Origin of the sequence: Pseudomonas putida, assembly GCF_025905425.1 — a bacterium.
Taxonomy (GTDB): Bacteria; Pseudomonadota; Gammaproteobacteria; order Pseudomonadales; family Pseudomonadaceae; genus Aquipseudomonas; species Aquipseudomonas putida_AF.
Window position 1 is genome coordinate 1,349,692 of the sequence record NZ_CP109603.1, and the last position, 15,189, is coordinate 1,364,880.

Sequence of the window (15,189 nt, forward strand, 5' to 3'; positions counted from 1 at the left end):
TTTATAGCCAAATAGACTAGTTCGTTATTAGGTTATAACCGCGTGTTGCCTGTCCTGGACTTGAAACCGCACGGCTCAACGGTCTGTCATCACCACCATCACATGTGCGTCCCCGCCATCTTCGCTCTCAGACAAGTAGATATGCCCCACCTGGCTGTTGAAGTACGCGGTCTCCTGCGGCCCGATGCTGACCGCTTCGCCGGTCTCGAATTCGATGCGCACACGCCCGCAGATTACCAGGGCGAACTCTTGGCCAGGATGGCGGATAAAATCGTCGAACTGCCCGCGTTCGCGCGCAATGATGCGGGCATAGGCGGGTGTCATGCGACGTTCGGGGAACGCGCCGGCGATCGGGTGGTAGTCGTAGGTACCGGTTGCGTACCCCGCGACCGCAGCCAGTGAATCAACCACCACGGTAACCGGCACCGGCGCCTCGGCCGTGCCGCTGGCACGGAACAACTGGGCGATATCGACATTCAGTGCACGGGCGGCGGCTGCCAGTTTTTCGTAGCTGACCGATACCTGGGCAAGCTCCATTTTCGACAAGGTCGACACCGGCACGCCGCTGGCTTCGGACAATTGCTTGAGGGTCAGCTGGCGCGCCTTGCGCACCTGGCGCAGGCGCCTGCCGACGGCGGCGCGGTCTAGCAGGGGCAGGGCATCGGGGTGGTCATCGGGCATTCGGGGTACTCGGCATACGGCATTGGTCGGGCATATTACCTTGGACACTTGCGCTTTTCTAAATTCTCATATATTAGAATTCTCATAAATGATAATAACCGAAACAGGAGCGTGCATGACCCCGATCTACGACACCCTGATCATTGGCGCCGGGATCGCCGGTGCCTCCCTGGGCTATCGCCTGGCTGGCCAGCAACAGGTGCTGCTGCTCGAACGCGAGTCGCAGCCGGGCTACCACTCGACGGGGCGTTCTGCAGCCATGTTCATGGAGGCCTACGGCACGCCGCAAATCCAGGCACTGACCCGCGCCAGCCGGGCATTTTATGAAGCGCCGCCACAAGGCTTCTGCGAACACCCATTGCTTGAGCCGCGCGGCTGCCTTTACGTGGCCAGCCTTGAACAACAGCAACTGCTCGAGCAGACCCACGCGCAGAACCTGGCCAATGGCACCGAGGTCAGCCTGCTCGATCGCGACGCGGCGCTGGCGCTGGTGCCGAGCCTGCGCGCCGAGGTGCTGGCTGGCGCGGTGTTGGAGCCGGGCGCCATGGACCTGGACGTCCATGCGCTGCACCAAGGCTTTTTGCGTGGCTATCGCGCCGCCGGCGGGCAGCTGCGCTGCAACGCGGAGTTGGCCCAGGCCTGCTACCGCGATGCGCTGTGGCAGGTAGAACTGAGCGATGGCAGCCGTGTACAGGCGCGCCAACTGGTCAATGCCGCCGGTGCCTGGGCCGACCGCGTCGCCGAGCAGTGCGGCGTGAACCCCATCGGGCTGCAACCGTGCCGACGCAGTGCCTTTACCTTCCCTGGCCCAGCAGACCAGGACTTCGCCCGCTGGCCGGCGGTCATTGGTGTTGACGAGAGCTTCTATTTCAAACCCGACGCCGGTCAGTTGCTCGGCTCTCCCGCCAACGCCGACCCGGTCGAGCCCCAGGATGCCGCCCCTGAAGAGCTCGATGTGGCATTGGGCATCTACAACATCGAAGCCATGACCACGTTGAGCATCCGTCGTCCGAGCCACAGTTGGGCGGGTTTGCGATCGTTCGTTGCCGATGGCGATTTGGTGATCGGTTTTGACCCGCGCACGCCAGCGTTCTTCTGGCTGGCGGCACAAGGCGGCTATGGCATCCAGTCGGCCGCAGGTGCTTCGCGCCTGGCGGCTGACCTGCTGCTCGGTCAGCCGCTGTGCCCTAGCCTTGTTAGCCAGGGGGTGGCGCCCGAGCGCCTGTCCCCGGCACGTTTCCAGTAACCCAGAAAGGAGCTTTCCATGAGCAATGACATCCAGCGTTTTCCCAGCAGCCTGCCGTTTCCGTTTTCCCGTGCGGTGAAAGCCGGTGGTTTCCTGTTCCTCTCCGGGCAGATACCGATGAGTGCCAGCGGCGAAGTGGTGCGCGGTGATATCCAGACCCAGACCCGCGCGGCCTGCGAACGCATCGTTGAAAGCCTGGCGGCCAGCGGAGCACGCCTCGACCAGGTGGTGAAGGCCACGGTGTGGCTGTCGGACATGAGCCACTTTGCAGGCTTCAACGAAGTTTACAAAGCGTTCTTCGGCGACGCCTTGCCCGTCCGTTCGACTGTGGCTTCGGCGTTGGCGCTGGGGGTGGATGTGGAAATCGAAGTGCAGGCGTTTGTCGGTCAAGCGTAGGCGTTCACTGATCTAGCGGGAAATTGCAGGAGCAGCCTTGTGCGGCGAAGAGGCCTTTCGCAGCACAAGGCTGCTCCTACACACGTTCTCTGCCGCAGTGACACATAACAACAATAAATCCAGAGGTTCACATGCAAGAGCAGCTGAAAATCGCCGGCGCATTCGTTGGCGTGATCGTGGGGGCGGGCTTTGCTTCGGGGCGGGAACTGCTGTTGTTCTTTGTCGATTTCGGTGTCTGGGGGCTGGTCGGCGCCATGGTCAGTGCCGCCTTGTTCACCTTCCTTGGCATGGCCCTGGCGGGGTTGGGCAACCGCCAGCGGGCCACCTCGCACAAGGATGTGATCCAGGCTATCTGTGGCCGTCACCTGGGCCTGTTCGTCGACTGGTTGATCACCTTCTTCATGTTCGCCGTCACCGTGGTCATGCTGGCCGGTGGCGGTGCATTGCTGGAGCAGCAGTTCGGCATCCCGGCGTTGACTGGCAGTGTGCTGGTGACGGTCGTGGTGGTGGGCATTGTGTGCCTGGACGTGCGCAAGGTGATCCTGGCCATTGGCGCGATCACGCCGTTGCTGATTCTGGTGGCTTCGGCGATTGCACTGTACGCCGTGTTCACCCGCGAACAGAGCTTCGCCGACCTCAATCACCTGGCCAGCCAGCAACAGGCGGGCACCCGTCATTGGCTGCTGGGCGCGTTCTTGTATGTGTCCTACAACATCGTTGCCGGTGCGCCGATCCTGGCCATTCTGGGCGGCTCGGCCAAAGGTGAGAAGACGGCAGTGTGGGGCGGGTTGCTGGGCGGTGCGGCGCTGGGTGGGTTGATGTTGGTGATGAGCGCTGGGCTGTTGTCACGCCTGGACAGTGTCGCCGACTTGCCGATGCCAATGCTGTCGATCGCCAATGAGGTGTCGCCGTTGTTGGGGCTGGTGATGTGCCTGATCATTTTCGGCATGATCGTCAACACCGCGGTGGGTACCCTGTTCTCGTTCCTTTCGCGGCTGATGCCGGCGGGCACGGCGAAGTTCCGCTGGGGCTCGGTGGTGACCGGTGTGGTGGCGTTTGGCTGCAGCCTGGTGGGGTTCATCAGCCTGGTGGGCGAGGTGTATCCGCTGTTTGGGTATCTGGGCTTTGTGCTGATGGCAGCGGTGTTGCTGGCATGGGTACGGCGGGGCAAGGCTGCGAAGGCGGTAGTGGTGTAAGGGGCTGCTGTGCAGCCCATTCGCGGGCAAGCCCGCTCCCACAGAAAGCGGGAGAGGGCGTGCCGACTAACGTGGCAATCAGATTCTGAAGCTGCCTACCAGCTGCTTCAGGCGGCCAGCCTGCTGGGCCAGTTGATCGCAGTGCAGCAGTGTCTCGTTCAGGTTTTCGACGCCTTGCTGGTTGAGGGCGTTGATCTGGGTGATGTCCAGGTTGAGGCTCTCGACCACGGCCGTCTGCTCTTCGGTGGCGGTGGCCACCGACTGGTTCATGCCATCGATCTCGCCAATGCGCTGGGTCACGCTGGCCAGACGCACACCGGCCTGGTTGGCCACCTGCACGGTCTGTTCGCTGGAGACCTGGCTGGTGTTCATGGTGTGCACCGCCTCACGCGAGCCCACCTGCAGGCTGGTGATCATGCGATGGATTTCTTCGGCTGATTCCTGGGTGCGGTGCGCCAGGTTGCGGACCTCGTCGGCGACCACGGCAAAACCACGGCCGGCTTCACCGGCACGGGCGGCCTCGATGGCGGCGTTGAGTGCCAGCAGGTTGGTCTGCTGGGAAATGCCCTTGATCACGTCGAGGATCTTGCCGATTTCGTCGGTGCTGGTGTTGAGTGTTTCGATCTGCGCGCACGATTCGCTGATGCGCTGCGACAGGGCGGTCATGGCGCTGATCGCTTCCTCGACCACTTCGCGGCCGCCATGGGCCTGCTCGCTGGCACCGCTGGCATGCTGCGAGGCATCGGCAGCGTTGCGCGCGATTTCCTGGGTGGCGGCGCCCAGTTCGTTGATCGCTGCTGCCACGCTGTTGGTGCGCATGCTTTGTTCTTCGGAGCCAGTGATCGAAGCGTTGGATGCATTAACGACCTTTTCCGACAGGTCATGCACCAGGCGGGTCGCCGAGGACACTTCGCTGATAGAGGCATGGATGCGTTCAACGAAACGGTTGAACGAGGTAGCCAGTTCGCCGAACTCGTCTTTGTTCTGCACCGCCAGGCGGCGGGTCAGGTCACCTTCGCCTTCGGCGATGTCGCGCATGGCACGGCCCATGGTGGTCAGCGGTTGCATCAGCACCGGGATCAACAAACCAAGCAGGCCGGCGATGGCCGCCACGGCGATGAGCATGGCGATGATCGCCGAAGTGCGGAATTGGCTGAGGGCCGCGTAGGCTTTGTCTTTGTCGATCGACAGGCCGATGTACCACTGGGCGGACGGCAGGCCAGACACCGGGGCGAAGGAAATCAAGCGCTCCTGGCCATTTAGGGTGACATCCTGCATGCCTGAGGCGACGCGCAGGCCACTGCCAGGGTAGATGTCCTTGAGGTTCTTCATCACCTGGTCTTTATCGGGGCTGACGATCACCTGGCCATTGCTGTCGGCCAGGAAGGCGTGACCGATGCCGCCGAAATCGACCGAGTTGATGATCTCGACCAAGGTGTCGAGGGTCACGTCGCCGCCGACCACACCCAGCAGCTCACCATTGCCTTTGCCCTTCACGGGGGTGGCAATGGTCACCATCAGGCCGCCGACGGCACCTTGGTAAGGGGCGGTCAACACGGTCTGCCCGGCGCTTGCCGCGGTGCTGTACCACGGGCGTTGGCGGGGGTCGTAACCGGCGGGCATCTGGGCGTCGGGGCGCTGGGTGAAGGCACCGTTGGCCTGGCCCAGGTAGGTGAACAGGAAATTGCGCGTGTAAGAAGGCTGCTCGACAAGCCCGGCCAGGGAGTCACCGGCACCGAGCAGGGCGATGTCCTGGGCCAGGTTCTCCAGCACCAGGATGCGCCCGCTCATCCAGTTCTGCACGCTGCTGGCGGTCAGTGCACCGGATTGCTGCACCGACGATTCGATGTTCTGGCGGATGGTGTTGCGTTGCAGGTAGTCGTTGTAGAGCGTGAACAGGGCAAAAGCCAGGACCACGACGCCGCAGGCGCTGAGCAGGATCTTGTGGCGAAATTTCAGGTTCATGTTTCGAGACCTTGAGCCAATGAGGGGAGGGCGTTGCGCGCTCATGACGCGCTGCGGCCTGTCGATTGGCTATCGGCTTGCGGGGTAAAAAATTGAAACACTTAGCGAAATTTCTTTAGGCCGTTTCGACGAACGGCGTTCAACGCCTACACAGCTGTTCGATCAACAGGCGTGCCGCCTGGTGCAGCGGGTGTTGTTTGCGCCACAAGATGTGCACCGGCAACTGCAATTCATTACGGGTATTACGAAATTCCAGCCGCACCAGGCGCCCGGCAGCCAGCAGGGGGGCGATGCGTGACAGCGGCAGATCCCCCCAGCCCAGGCCTGCTTCGACCATTTGCAGGGCGATATCGAAGCTGTCGGTGGACCAATGCGTGGCACCAATCAGGGCGCGCGGGTCGGTCAGCGGCAGGTCACGGCTGCGCACCAGAATCTGGCGTACGTTGATCAGGTCTTCGAGATACCGAACGCGGTCGTCGAGCACGGCTGGGTGGGCAGGTGAGAGGGTTGCCACCAGCGACTCGATGCCGATGTGCTGGAAGCCACGGCGGGCGTCGACCTGCAGGCCGGCGAAGGCTACGCAGAGGTCGGCGCGGCCACTGTCGAGCAGCTGCAGGGCGTCTTCCTGCGGGGCGCTGAGCAGCGCGATGTCCAGCAGCGGGTAGCGCTCACCGAGCCGGGCGATGGCGGCCAGCAGCGGGCGCTGGTCGATGTCCGGGACCACGGCGATGGTCAGGCTGCTCTCAAGTCCCTGGGACAGCTCCAGGGCATGCACCTGCAGCAGCCCGAGCTGCTCGGCGATCAACCTGGCGTGGGGCTCCAGAGCCAAGGCCTGGGCGGTCGCGCGGACTTCGCGCGGGCCACGTTCGAACAGGCTGTAGCCGAGCTCTGCTTCAAGGTTGCCGATCGCCATGCTCACGGCCGAGGGGACGCGGTGCAAGGCGCGCGCGGCAGCGGAGAACGAACCGCGGTCGAGCACGGCGAGAAACAGCTGAATGTTGTCGCTGGAAAAGTTCATGGCAGCCTCCTGTCAGTTGATCTGACAGCTGCTGACTTTTACTGTCAAGCAGATTGAAGCATCCTCGCACCCCTCGTTTTCAGTCATTGGAGGTAATCCCGGGTGCAGGGACTCAAACGCAAACTGGTCTATGTAACGTTCTATGAATTGATCGGGCTGTGCATGTCGACCCTCGGGCTGGCTTATCTGTCAGACACTCAGGCTTCCCACACCGGGCCACTGGCGGTGATGATCACCACTATCGCCATGCTCTGGAACCTGATCTACAACACGCTGTTCGAGCGTTGGGAAAGCCGCCAGGCCAAACGTGGGCGCAGCGTGGCGCGGCGCGTGGCGCATGCCATCGGGTTTCAGCTGACCTTGGTGGTGTACCTGATTCCGCTGATTGCCTGGTGGCTGGGCATGAGCCTGGTGGAGGCGTTTTTGGTGGACCTTGCGTTCATTATTCTGGTGCCGTGCTACACCTTTGCCTACAACTGGGCGTTCGACCGGATCTTCGGGTTGCCCAATTCGGCGTTGGCTACCGCCTGACTAGCTGCTGTGCCCGCGAAGAGGCCGGTACAAGCAACCGCTACGGTGGCAGGCGTATCAATAGGGGCTCCTGCTTCTGCTCGGCCTGCGGCTCCACCGGCCGCGGCGCACTGGCCAGTAAACTGTCCTCGACCTGCCCTGACAGGTAATACACCCCCGCCATCGCCCCGCTCTGGCGGTTCTCCATCAGTTCCTGCCACTCCTGGTTCAGCGCCACATTGAGGATGACCCGCAACTGCTCTACCATCTGCGGTTGTTCACGGTCGTGGGTGATCAGGCCGTAACCGGCCGCCGCCACCGAGATCATCGCCCCGGCTACCTTGCCCACCGCCGAGGCCACGGCGCTGGCGATGCCGCGTGGGGCCAGGGTGGCACCGAGCTTTTCGCTGGCACGCGTTGCCACCGACGACAGGCCCACGTCGGTCTGCCCAGGGCCTTTGCTGGCTTGCAGGTGCAGATGCTGGCGCATGGCTTGCCAGGCCGGTTGCTGGTCCAGTGATTTGGCCCGCAGCAGTTGATAGAGGCTGGCGTTGCGTGCATCGGGCGGGCCCAAGGCAATGGCGGGGATGCGATTGAGGCGCTGGCTGAATTGCTCGGGCGGCGCGTTGTAGCGGGCGATGATGGCCGGCAGTTGCTGGCCGACCAGTTGCACGTACAGTTCACAGGCGCGGTCGCGGATACCCTCGGGGTTGATCTGCTCGGCCACAGGCTCGATCACCCGTTCGTGGTACTGCTCCTGCAGGTACAGCGCCAGGCGTTTTTCCGCAGGCTCGCGGCCCTCGCCACTGCCGAGCTTGTACCAGGCGACCTTGAGGGTCAGCCATTGCTGGGTCCAGTAACCGGTGAACCACGGGATGAAGTCGCGCTCGGTGCGTTGCTGCACCTGCTCCTTCCATACCCGCATGGAGCGCCGGGCGTAATCGTTGGCCGACCCTGCGGCACCGACCGAGGCATCGATCAGGTCCTGATCGATACGCTGCCAGGTGGCCGGGGTAAGCACCGCGGGCGGCGGAGGGGCAGGCGGGCGCTTGCTCGCACAGCCGCCGAGGGCGAGCAATAGGCACAGTAGCAGTAAGGGGGTGCGCGAGCTCACGCGGCCGCCTCCCTGGGTAGAGGCTGGGGTGGTCTCTCGAGTATAGAGATTACGCTCCTACAACGGCCAAAAAACTCAGCCCAGGTCGAGCTTGTCTTGCAGCCGGTCCAGGTGCTCGTGCATCAGTGCCAGCGCCGCCGCTGCATCACCTGCTTCCACCGCATCGATGATGGCCGCATGTTCTTCCCAGGCACAGTGGTCGCAGCAAGGCGATTCATAGCGGGCGATGATCAGCGAGGTCATCGGCACCAGGCCGTTGAGAAACCGCGCCAGCGGTGCGTTGGCGGCAACCTGCGCCAGCTTCAGGTGAAACTCGCCGCCCAGGCGGATGGCCGCGCAACGCTCGCCGCTTTCGTGGTGCTGGCGCTCTCGCTCGACCAGCTGGCGCAACTGACGGATTTGCGCTGGCCGTGCGCGCTGCGCGGCCAGGGTGATCAAGGTGGTTTCGGCCAGCCGCCTGGCGCTGAGCACCTGGCGCGCCTGGTCCGGGTCAGGGGCGGCCAGGTGCGCGGTGTGACTGGGGCGCTGGACCACCACCTGTTGGTCCGACAGGCGGCCAAGCACCCGGCGGATCACCGTGCGGCTTACGCCAAAGGCATGGCCCAACGCCTGCTCGGGCAAGAGGGCGCCGGGCGGCAAGCGTTGCTCAAGAATCGCATCGAACAGCCGTGGGTAGATCTGGTCGGCCGACAGGCGGGTTTCGCCAGCGGCGAGCAGGGCAGGCAGGCGGGGGGCGGCGTGGGCGCAGGCAGTCATGGTCGCTCTCCTGGGGTCAAGTGCGTGGATGTTCGTCCGGGATGTTCAGTTGAATGCCCATGCGCTGGCCTTCGGCAAGGATGTGCTGGCGCATCTGTGCACTGGCCTCGGCGCTGTTGCGTTCGCGGATGGCGCGCACCACGGCCTCGTTCTCCTTCAGCCGTGCGGCCAGGTGCTCGGGCGAATTGCGCAGCATGTCGGCGCTCTGCTTGAGGGCATTGCTGGTCTGTTGCACCACGCTCTGGAAGATCGGGTTGGTGGTCAGGGCGAACAGCGCCTCATGCAAAGCGATGTAGGCTTTGACCCCGGCCTCGGTGTCATCGGCTTCCAGCGCTTCGCGCATGTCCATCAGCGTCAGGCGCAGTTGACCAATGTCGTGGCTGTTGGCCGATTGCGCCACCAGGCCGACGATGAAGGGTTCGAGGGTGTAGCGCAGCTCCAGCACATCGGCCAGGCTGGCCGACGCGCTGGTGTCGATGCCCGGCTCCTGCAGGGCAGCATCGGCATCCAGTACCAGCACGCCTTTGCCCGGCAGCGCGCGCACCAGGCCCAGGGTTTCCAGCACGGTGACGGCTTCGCGCAGGCTGGGGCGGCTGATGCCCAGTTGTTCGGCCAGTTCGCGCTGGCCAGGCAGCATGTCGCCGGTGCGCCACTGGCCGCGGGCCAGGGCTTGGCGGAGTTTCTCCACCACTGAGTTGACGACGGTCGATGAGCTGATCACGGTTCGCTCCTGGAAGGGCCGGCGTCATCGCCGGCCTCGTTCGATCAGAATTCCTGTTGATGGGTGTTGGGCTGCTTGCGGGGCGTGTGGGCAAAACCGGGTTTGCCAGCGAGTACGTTCTGCGCGCGCTCCAGGTCGATGTCCTTCTCCCAGCGCGCGATGGCCACGGTGGCCACGCAGTTGCCGATCAGGTTGGTCAGCGCCCGGCCGATACCCATGAACCAGTCCACTGCCAACACCAGTACCAGGCCCACCACGGGGATGGCCGGCACGGCGGTCAGGGTGGCGGCGAGGATCACCAGCGCCGAGCCTGGGATGCCATGAGCACCCTTGGAAGTCACCAGCGATACCAGAAGAATGGTCAACAGGTCGGTCATCTCCAGTGGCGTGCCGGTGGCGTTGGCGATGAAGACGATGGCCAGGGTCAGGTAAATGGAGAAACCGTCGAGGTTGAACGAGTAGCCGGTCGGGATGACCAGGCCGACGGTGGAGGTGCCTATCCCCAGGTGTTCGAGCTTGCGCATGATCTGTGGCAGCACGGCGTCGGAAGAGGCGGTACCGAGGACGATGGTCAGCTCTTCACGCAGGTATTTGATCAGCGGCAGCAGTTTCAGGCCCGACAGGCGCATGACGGTACCCAGCACGATCAGCACGAAACCGGCACAGGTCAGGTAGAACAGCGCGACCAGGCCACCCAGGTGCTGCAGCGATTCGAGGCCATATTTGCTGGTGGTGAAGGCGATTGCACCGAACACGCCAATCGGCGCCAGGCGCACGATCATGCCCATGATGCGGAAGATTACATGGCTAAGCTCGTTGATCAGCCGCGAAATACCCGCCGCCGAGTCGCCCACCAGGTTCAGGGCGCTGCCGAACAGTACCGAGAACAGCAGCACTTGCAGGATGTTGTTGTCGGCGAAGGCGCCGATCACCGACGTTGGGATCAGGTCCATGAAGAACGCGGTGGCACCATGGATATGCTGGCCGCGCTCGGCCAGGCTGCTGGCGTCGGCGCTGGACAACTGGTCCAGATGAATGTTGGCGCCGCTGCCGATGCCGCTGCTGAAGGCGAACACCAGGCCGATCACCAGGGCGATGGTGGTCAGTACTTCGAAGTAGATGACCGACTTCAGGCCGATTCGCCCGACCTTCTTGAGGTCGCCCGCACCGGAGATACCGCTGACCACTACACAGAACACGATCAGGCCGATGAGCATCTTGATCAGCTTGATGAAGCCGTCACCGAGGGGTTTGAGTTGTAGGGAGACTTCGGGGAAGCTGAGGCCGCAGGCGATGCCGAGGGCAAGGCCCAGCACGACTTGCAGGAAGATCGAACGCGAGCACCATTTGAGCATGGGAGTGATCTCTGATCGGTGTCCTTGCTTCGATGCCACGAGGGGCAAAGAGCGCAGGACTTAATTATTGTGGTCTTACCGGTTTGTTCAGCGCGAGGCCATAAAAGCGCGAAATTTCCTACAGCGCAAGCGTTTTTTGGCCTTACCGGTCTGACCAGTTGTGGTGCAATTGGCCATGCCAGGCTCTAACTTGGTGCGTGCCATGGGGCGGGGCAACCGTGCGATCAGAGGAAATCGGGTGGACCAGATCAGGGCTTGGCCAATGCCTCATCCACTGCTGCAATCAGCTTGCCAAGATCCTTGGGTGGGGCGTTGTGGATGACGCCGAACAGATAGGCGCGCTGCTCCTCTTCGTCGTCCGGCTCGGCGAAGAAGTCCTTGGGTTTGACGCCCAGTACACCTGCGAACGCCATGAGCGCATCGATGCTGGGTGTATAGGCGCCGGTCTCGAAACGGCTGATGGTCTTGGGGTCGAAGCCGGTTCGCTCAGCGAATTGTGCCTGGGTCAGACCCGCTAGCTTGCGGTAGCGGCGCAGAGCAAAACCCAGGGCTGATCTCGTCATCACTTAATTCCCATTTAGAATCAAGAACTTAACGATATCTATCCACATGGCGCAACGCCATGATCGATCACCTTTATTTGATTTATGTGATGAATTTCGTAGAATTCGCGGCTTGACCGGACAGTCATCGTCGAGTCTCCAGTGTCATTCGGCCTCATGCCGGTGTGGCTGGAAGCACATGTGCACATTTGAGCGGATCGATACGGATCGGTTCCGATGGCCGTCGATGGGCAGAGTACCGGTTCGTCAGTGAATGGAGTCTCATCGTGCGTCTCAATCTCCCGGTAACCCCGGTCGAGCAACGTTTCCCCTCGGGTCAGCGGCTGATTTCTGCCACCGACACCGCCAGCCTGATCACCTACTGCAATCCCGAATTCGCCGCCATCAGTGGTTACAGCGAGGCCGAGCTGATCGGCAGCCCGCACAATCTGGTGCGCCACCCGGACATGCCCGCAGCGGTGTACGAGTTGATGTGGCGTTACCTGAAAGCCGGCAAGAGCTGGATGGGCATCGTAAAGAACCGCTGCCGCAATGGCGACTTCTACTGGGTCAATGCCTACGTCACGCCGATCCTGGAAGGTGGCCGGGTGATCGGCTACGAGTCGGTACGGGTCTGCCCGACCCGCGAGCAGGTGCGCCGTGCCGAGGCCCTGTATGCACGCTTGCGCCAGGGCCAGTCGGCGCTGCCGAAGGGGCGCCGCCTGGCCCTGCTGGCCCAGGCCTTGGCCTTGCCACTGCTGGGTGGGTTGTTGGCGGTTGGCGCCAATCAGCTCTGGTCAGGCTGGCCCGGCCATGCGGTAACCTTGGGGTTGTTCGCGGCCTATGGGCTGTGGATGCGCAACGACCTGGGCCGCCAGTTGCGGCGGGTCATACAGGGCGCCGAAGGCACCTTCGCCGACCCGATCGCCGCCCTGACCTACAGCGACTTGCCGGGTGCGGCCGGGCAACTAGAGCTGATTTTGATCGGGGAAGAGGCGCGCCTGAAAACCGCGTTGACCCGCCTCAGTGACCTCGCCACGCAGATGGCAGTGGCGGCTCATGATGCCGGGCGTTTATCGCGCGGTACCGAAACGGCATTGCTGGAACAGCGCGCGGAAACCGACCTGAGCGCAACGGCCATGACCGAGATGACCGCATCGATCGGCGAAGTGGTCAACCATGTGCAGCTCACCGCAGCCGAGGCGCATACCGCGCACCTGCTGGCCGAGCAGGGCAGCCGGGTTGCCGATGCCAGCGGCACGGCGATCCGCGCCTTGGCCGGCACGGTGGACCAGATCAACCAGGCGGTCACCCACCTGGCCGGTCAGACCGGTGCCATCGCCGAGGCTGCCGGGATGATCCGTGGCATTGCCGAACAGACCAACCTGCTGGCCCTCAATGCGGCCATCGAGGCCGCCCGTGCCGGCGAGCAGGGGCGTGGCTTTGCCGTGGTCGCCGACGAGGTGCGGGCACTGGCCGACAAGACCCGGCAATCGACCTTGCATATCCAGGCCATCATCGATGGCCTGCGCAGCGGTGCCGAGGAAGCCGTGGCCATTGCCAGCCAAGGTATCCAGGGTGCCGAGCAGGGCGTTGCGCAGGTACAAGAGGCACAACAGGCACTGCATGGTATTCGTGCGGCGGTGCAACGTATCAGCGACATGAGCCAGCAGATGGCCACGGCCTCGCAGCAGCAGTCCGCAGTGGCCGAAGAGGTGTCGCGGCAAATCAACGGTGTGGCGGGCATTGCTCAGCACAGCGCCCAGAGCGCCAATGCCGCCGCATCGCGCGGTGCCGAGCTGGAAGAGGTGTGCGCCGGATTGCGCGCCCTCGTGGAGCGCTTCAACCGCTAGGGCAGGATGCTTATGGACGATAACTATCGCGCGGCCGTGGACGCGGCCGCGATCTTTTCCGAAACCGATCTGCAGGGTTGCATCACCTATGTCAACCAGCAGTTCTGCAGTATCTCCGGCTACAGCCGTGACGAATTGCTCGGCGCCAACCACCGTATTCTCAATTCCGGCCTGCACGAGCCGGAGTTTTTCGTCGGCATGTGGCGGGCCCTGGCTGCCGGCAAGGTGTGGAAGGGCGAGATCTGCAACCGCGCCAAGGACGGATCGTTGTACTGGGTCGACAGCACCATGGTGCCGCTGGTCGACCCACTGACTGGCAAGGTGCGCAAGTATGTGTCGATTCGCTTCGATGTCACTGAGAAACGTCAGCTGTTGCACACCCTGCAATGGCGGGTGGGGCACGATGTGCTGACGGGCCTGCCGAACCGTGCCTACCTGTCCGACCTGCTCAACCAGGCGTTGGCGTTTTCACGCCGCGAGGACATTCCGCTGGCGGTGTGCATGCTCGACCTGGATGGCTTCAAGGCGGTCAACGATGGTTACGGGCATGCCACCGGCGACCTGCTGCTGGTCGAAGTGGCGCAGCGCCTGAAGGGCATCTTGCGCGGCGGCGATGCAGTGGCGCGCTTGTCGGGTGACGAGTTCGTGCTGATTTTGCGCAATGTCAGCGACGACCGTCAGCTACACGCGGCCCTGCGCCGGGTGCTGCGCGCGCTTGCGGCCACGTATGTGGTGCGCGAGCACACCCTCTCGCTGAGCGCCAGTATCGGCGTCACGCTCTATCCGCTCGACGATGAGGACGCCGATACCCTGGTGCGCCACGCCGACCAGGCCATGTATGTGGCCAAGCAGCGTGGGCGCAACCGTTATCACCTGTTCGATGTGTCTCAGGAGCAGGAGCTCAAGGCTACCCACCAGACCGTGGCACGCGTGCGCCGGGCGCTGCGCAATCACGAGCTGTGCCTTTACTACCAGCCCAAGGTCAACTTGCGCAGCGGCCAGGTCCTGGGTTTCGAGGGGTTGTTGCGCTGGCAACGACCGGGCCGCGGCCTGGTGCCCCCCGGCGAGTTCCTGCCCTGGGTGGAGCAGACCGACCTGATCATCGAGATTGGCGAATGGGTGATCGACCAGGCCCTGAGCCAGCTGCAGGCCTGGCAACGGCTGGGGCAGCCCTGGTCGCTGAGTGTCAACATTGCGGCGCGCCATTTGCAGCGCGGTGATTTCGTCGAGCGCCTGGAGCAGTTGCTGGCGGAGCATCCGGGGGTTGACCCGACGCGGCTGGACCTGGAAATCGTCGAGTCGGTGGCGATCGACAACCTGCAGCATGTCAGCCGCTGCCTGGATGCCTGCCGGGCCTTGGGCGTGCGCTTCTCGCTGGACGACTTCGGTACGGGTTATTCATCGCTGAGCTACCTCAAGCGGTTGCCGACCCAGACGATCAAGATCGACAAGTCGTTTGTGCGCGACATCCTCCATGATCAGGACGACCTGGCCCTGACCGGGGCGGTGATCGGGCTGGCCCGTGCGTTTGGCCGAGAGGTGATTGCCGAAGGCCTGGAAAGTGTCGAGCACGGGCGGGTGCTGATGGGGCTGGGTTGCGAGTTGGCGCAGGGGTATTACATTGCCCGACCGATGCCGGCGAGCGAGGTGGTGGCCTGGGCGCAGGGCTATCGGCAGCCCGAGGAATGGCGCGGCGGGTGATGTATCAGGGCCGCGGCGCGGCCCATCGCCAGCAAGGCCAGCTTCCACAAGAAGACAGTTGCTCCCACCGCAGATCCCTGTGGGAGCGGGCTTGCCCCGCGAATGAGGCCACGCGGAGCATGGCACCGGCTTCGC

Annotated in this window: 14 protein-coding genes and 1 pseudogene; 7 read left to right on the forward strand and 8 right to left on the reverse strand. The window is 63.4% G+C overall.

The genetic code is table 11. From position 1 onward, the window contains the following. Window positions 1-75 precede the first annotated feature (75 nt). On the reverse strand, window positions 76-681 hold the full coding sequence (locus OGV19_RS06075) for a helix-turn-helix domain-containing protein (protein ID WP_264312550.1): 606 nt from the start codon (window positions 679-681) through the stop codon (window positions 76-78). 115 nt (window positions 682-796) lie between these two features. Between OGV19_RS06075 and OGV19_RS06080 the strand changes: the two genes are divergently transcribed. The 3 genes from OGV19_RS06080 to OGV19_RS06090 all read left to right on the forward strand — a co-directional run bounded on the left by OGV19_RS06080 (window position 797) and on the right by OGV19_RS06090 (window position 3,519). Further along, window positions 797-1,927 carry an NAD(P)/FAD-dependent oxidoreductase gene (locus OGV19_RS06080; RefSeq protein ID WP_264312551.1) on the forward strand — a complete coding sequence of 377 codons (1,131 nt, stop codon included), beginning with the start codon at window positions 797-799 and terminating at the stop codon, window positions 1,925-1,927. Between the two features lie 18 nt (window positions 1,928-1,945). Beyond that, window positions 1,946-2,323 (forward strand): RidA family protein, encoded by a 378-nt coding sequence (locus OGV19_RS06085; RefSeq protein ID WP_264312552.1) that lies wholly within the window; start codon window positions 1,946-1,948, stop codon window positions 2,321-2,323. Window positions 2,324-2,454: 131 nt separating this feature from the next. Then, a complete protein-coding gene (locus OGV19_RS06090; RefSeq protein WP_264312553.1) occupies window positions 2,455-3,519 on the forward strand; it encodes a YkvI family membrane protein in 1,065 nt (354 codons plus the stop codon). A 78-nt stretch (window positions 3,520-3,597) separates the two neighbouring features. On the opposite strand, the gene mcpA is transcribed toward OGV19_RS06090, so the two are convergent. Together mcpA and OGV19_RS06100 are read right to left on the reverse strand one after the other, a co-directional pair. After that, complete coding sequence (gene mcpA / locus OGV19_RS06095; protein ID WP_264312554.1) at window positions 3,598-5,484, reverse strand: methyl-accepting chemotaxis protein McpA; 1,887 nt, start codon at window positions 5,482-5,484, stop codon at window positions 3,598-3,600. A gap of 139 nt (window positions 5,485-5,623) precedes the next feature. Then, on the reverse strand, window positions 5,624-6,502 hold the full coding sequence (locus OGV19_RS06100) for a LysR family transcriptional regulator (protein WP_264312555.1): 879 nt from the start codon (window positions 6,500-6,502) through the stop codon (window positions 5,624-5,626). 102 nt (window positions 6,503-6,604) lie between these two features. Between OGV19_RS06100 and OGV19_RS06105 the strand changes: the two genes are divergently transcribed. Next, entirely contained in the window at window positions 6,605-7,033 is a 429-nt protein-coding gene (locus tag OGV19_RS06105; protein ID WP_264312556.1) for a PACE efflux transporter, read from the forward strand. Between the two features lie 40 nt (window positions 7,034-7,073). On the opposite strand, the gene OGV19_RS06110 is transcribed toward OGV19_RS06105, so the two are convergent. The 5 genes from OGV19_RS06110 to OGV19_RS06130 all read right to left on the reverse strand — a co-directional run bounded on the left by OGV19_RS06110 (window position 7,074) and on the right by OGV19_RS06130 (window position 11,521). Beyond that, on the reverse strand, window positions 7,074-8,126 hold the full coding sequence (locus OGV19_RS06110) for a hypothetical protein (RefSeq protein WP_264312557.1): 1,053 nt from the start codon (window positions 8,124-8,126) through the stop codon (window positions 7,074-7,076). A 75-nt stretch (window positions 8,127-8,201) separates the two neighbouring features. Then, complete coding sequence (locus tag OGV19_RS06115; protein WP_264312558.1) at window positions 8,202-8,882, reverse strand: GntR family transcriptional regulator; 681 nt, start codon at window positions 8,880-8,882, stop codon at window positions 8,202-8,204. A 16-nt stretch (window positions 8,883-8,898) separates the two neighbouring features. Continuing rightward, entirely contained in the window at window positions 8,899-9,603 is a 705-nt protein-coding gene (locus OGV19_RS06120) for a FadR/GntR family transcriptional regulator (RefSeq protein ID WP_264312559.1), read from the reverse strand. A gap of 44 nt (window positions 9,604-9,647) precedes the next feature. Continuing rightward, window positions 9,648-10,958, reverse strand: coding sequence for a C4-dicarboxylate transporter DctA (locus OGV19_RS06125; protein ID WP_264312560.1), 1,311 nt, complete (start codon window positions 10,956-10,958; stop codon window positions 9,648-9,650). Between the two features lie 248 nt (window positions 10,959-11,206). Further along, on the reverse strand, window positions 11,207-11,521 hold the full coding sequence (locus tag OGV19_RS06130; protein WP_264312561.1) for a type II toxin-antitoxin system RelB family anti-toxin: 315 nt from the start codon (window positions 11,519-11,521) through the stop codon (window positions 11,207-11,209). Window positions 11,522-11,787: 266 nt separating this feature from the next. Between OGV19_RS06130 and OGV19_RS27740 the strand changes: the two are divergent. The 3 genes and pseudogenes from OGV19_RS27740 to OGV19_RS06140 all read left to right on the forward strand — a co-directional run. After that, window positions 11,788-12,117, forward strand: a pseudogene (locus tag OGV19_RS27740) (PAS domain-containing protein); the annotation flags it as partial. A 36-nt stretch (window positions 12,118-12,153) separates the two neighbouring features. Continuing rightward, entirely contained in the window at window positions 12,154-13,353 is a 1,200-nt protein-coding gene (locus tag OGV19_RS06135) for a methyl-accepting chemotaxis protein (protein ID WP_413470128.1), read from the forward strand. A gap of 12 nt (window positions 13,354-13,365) precedes the next feature. Beyond that, window positions 13,366-15,054: a putative bifunctional diguanylate cyclase/phosphodiesterase gene (locus OGV19_RS06140; protein WP_264312563.1), complete on the forward strand. Its 1,689-nt coding sequence runs from the start codon at window positions 13,366-13,368 to the stop codon at window positions 15,052-15,054. Window positions 15,055-15,189: the final 135 nt, after the last annotated feature.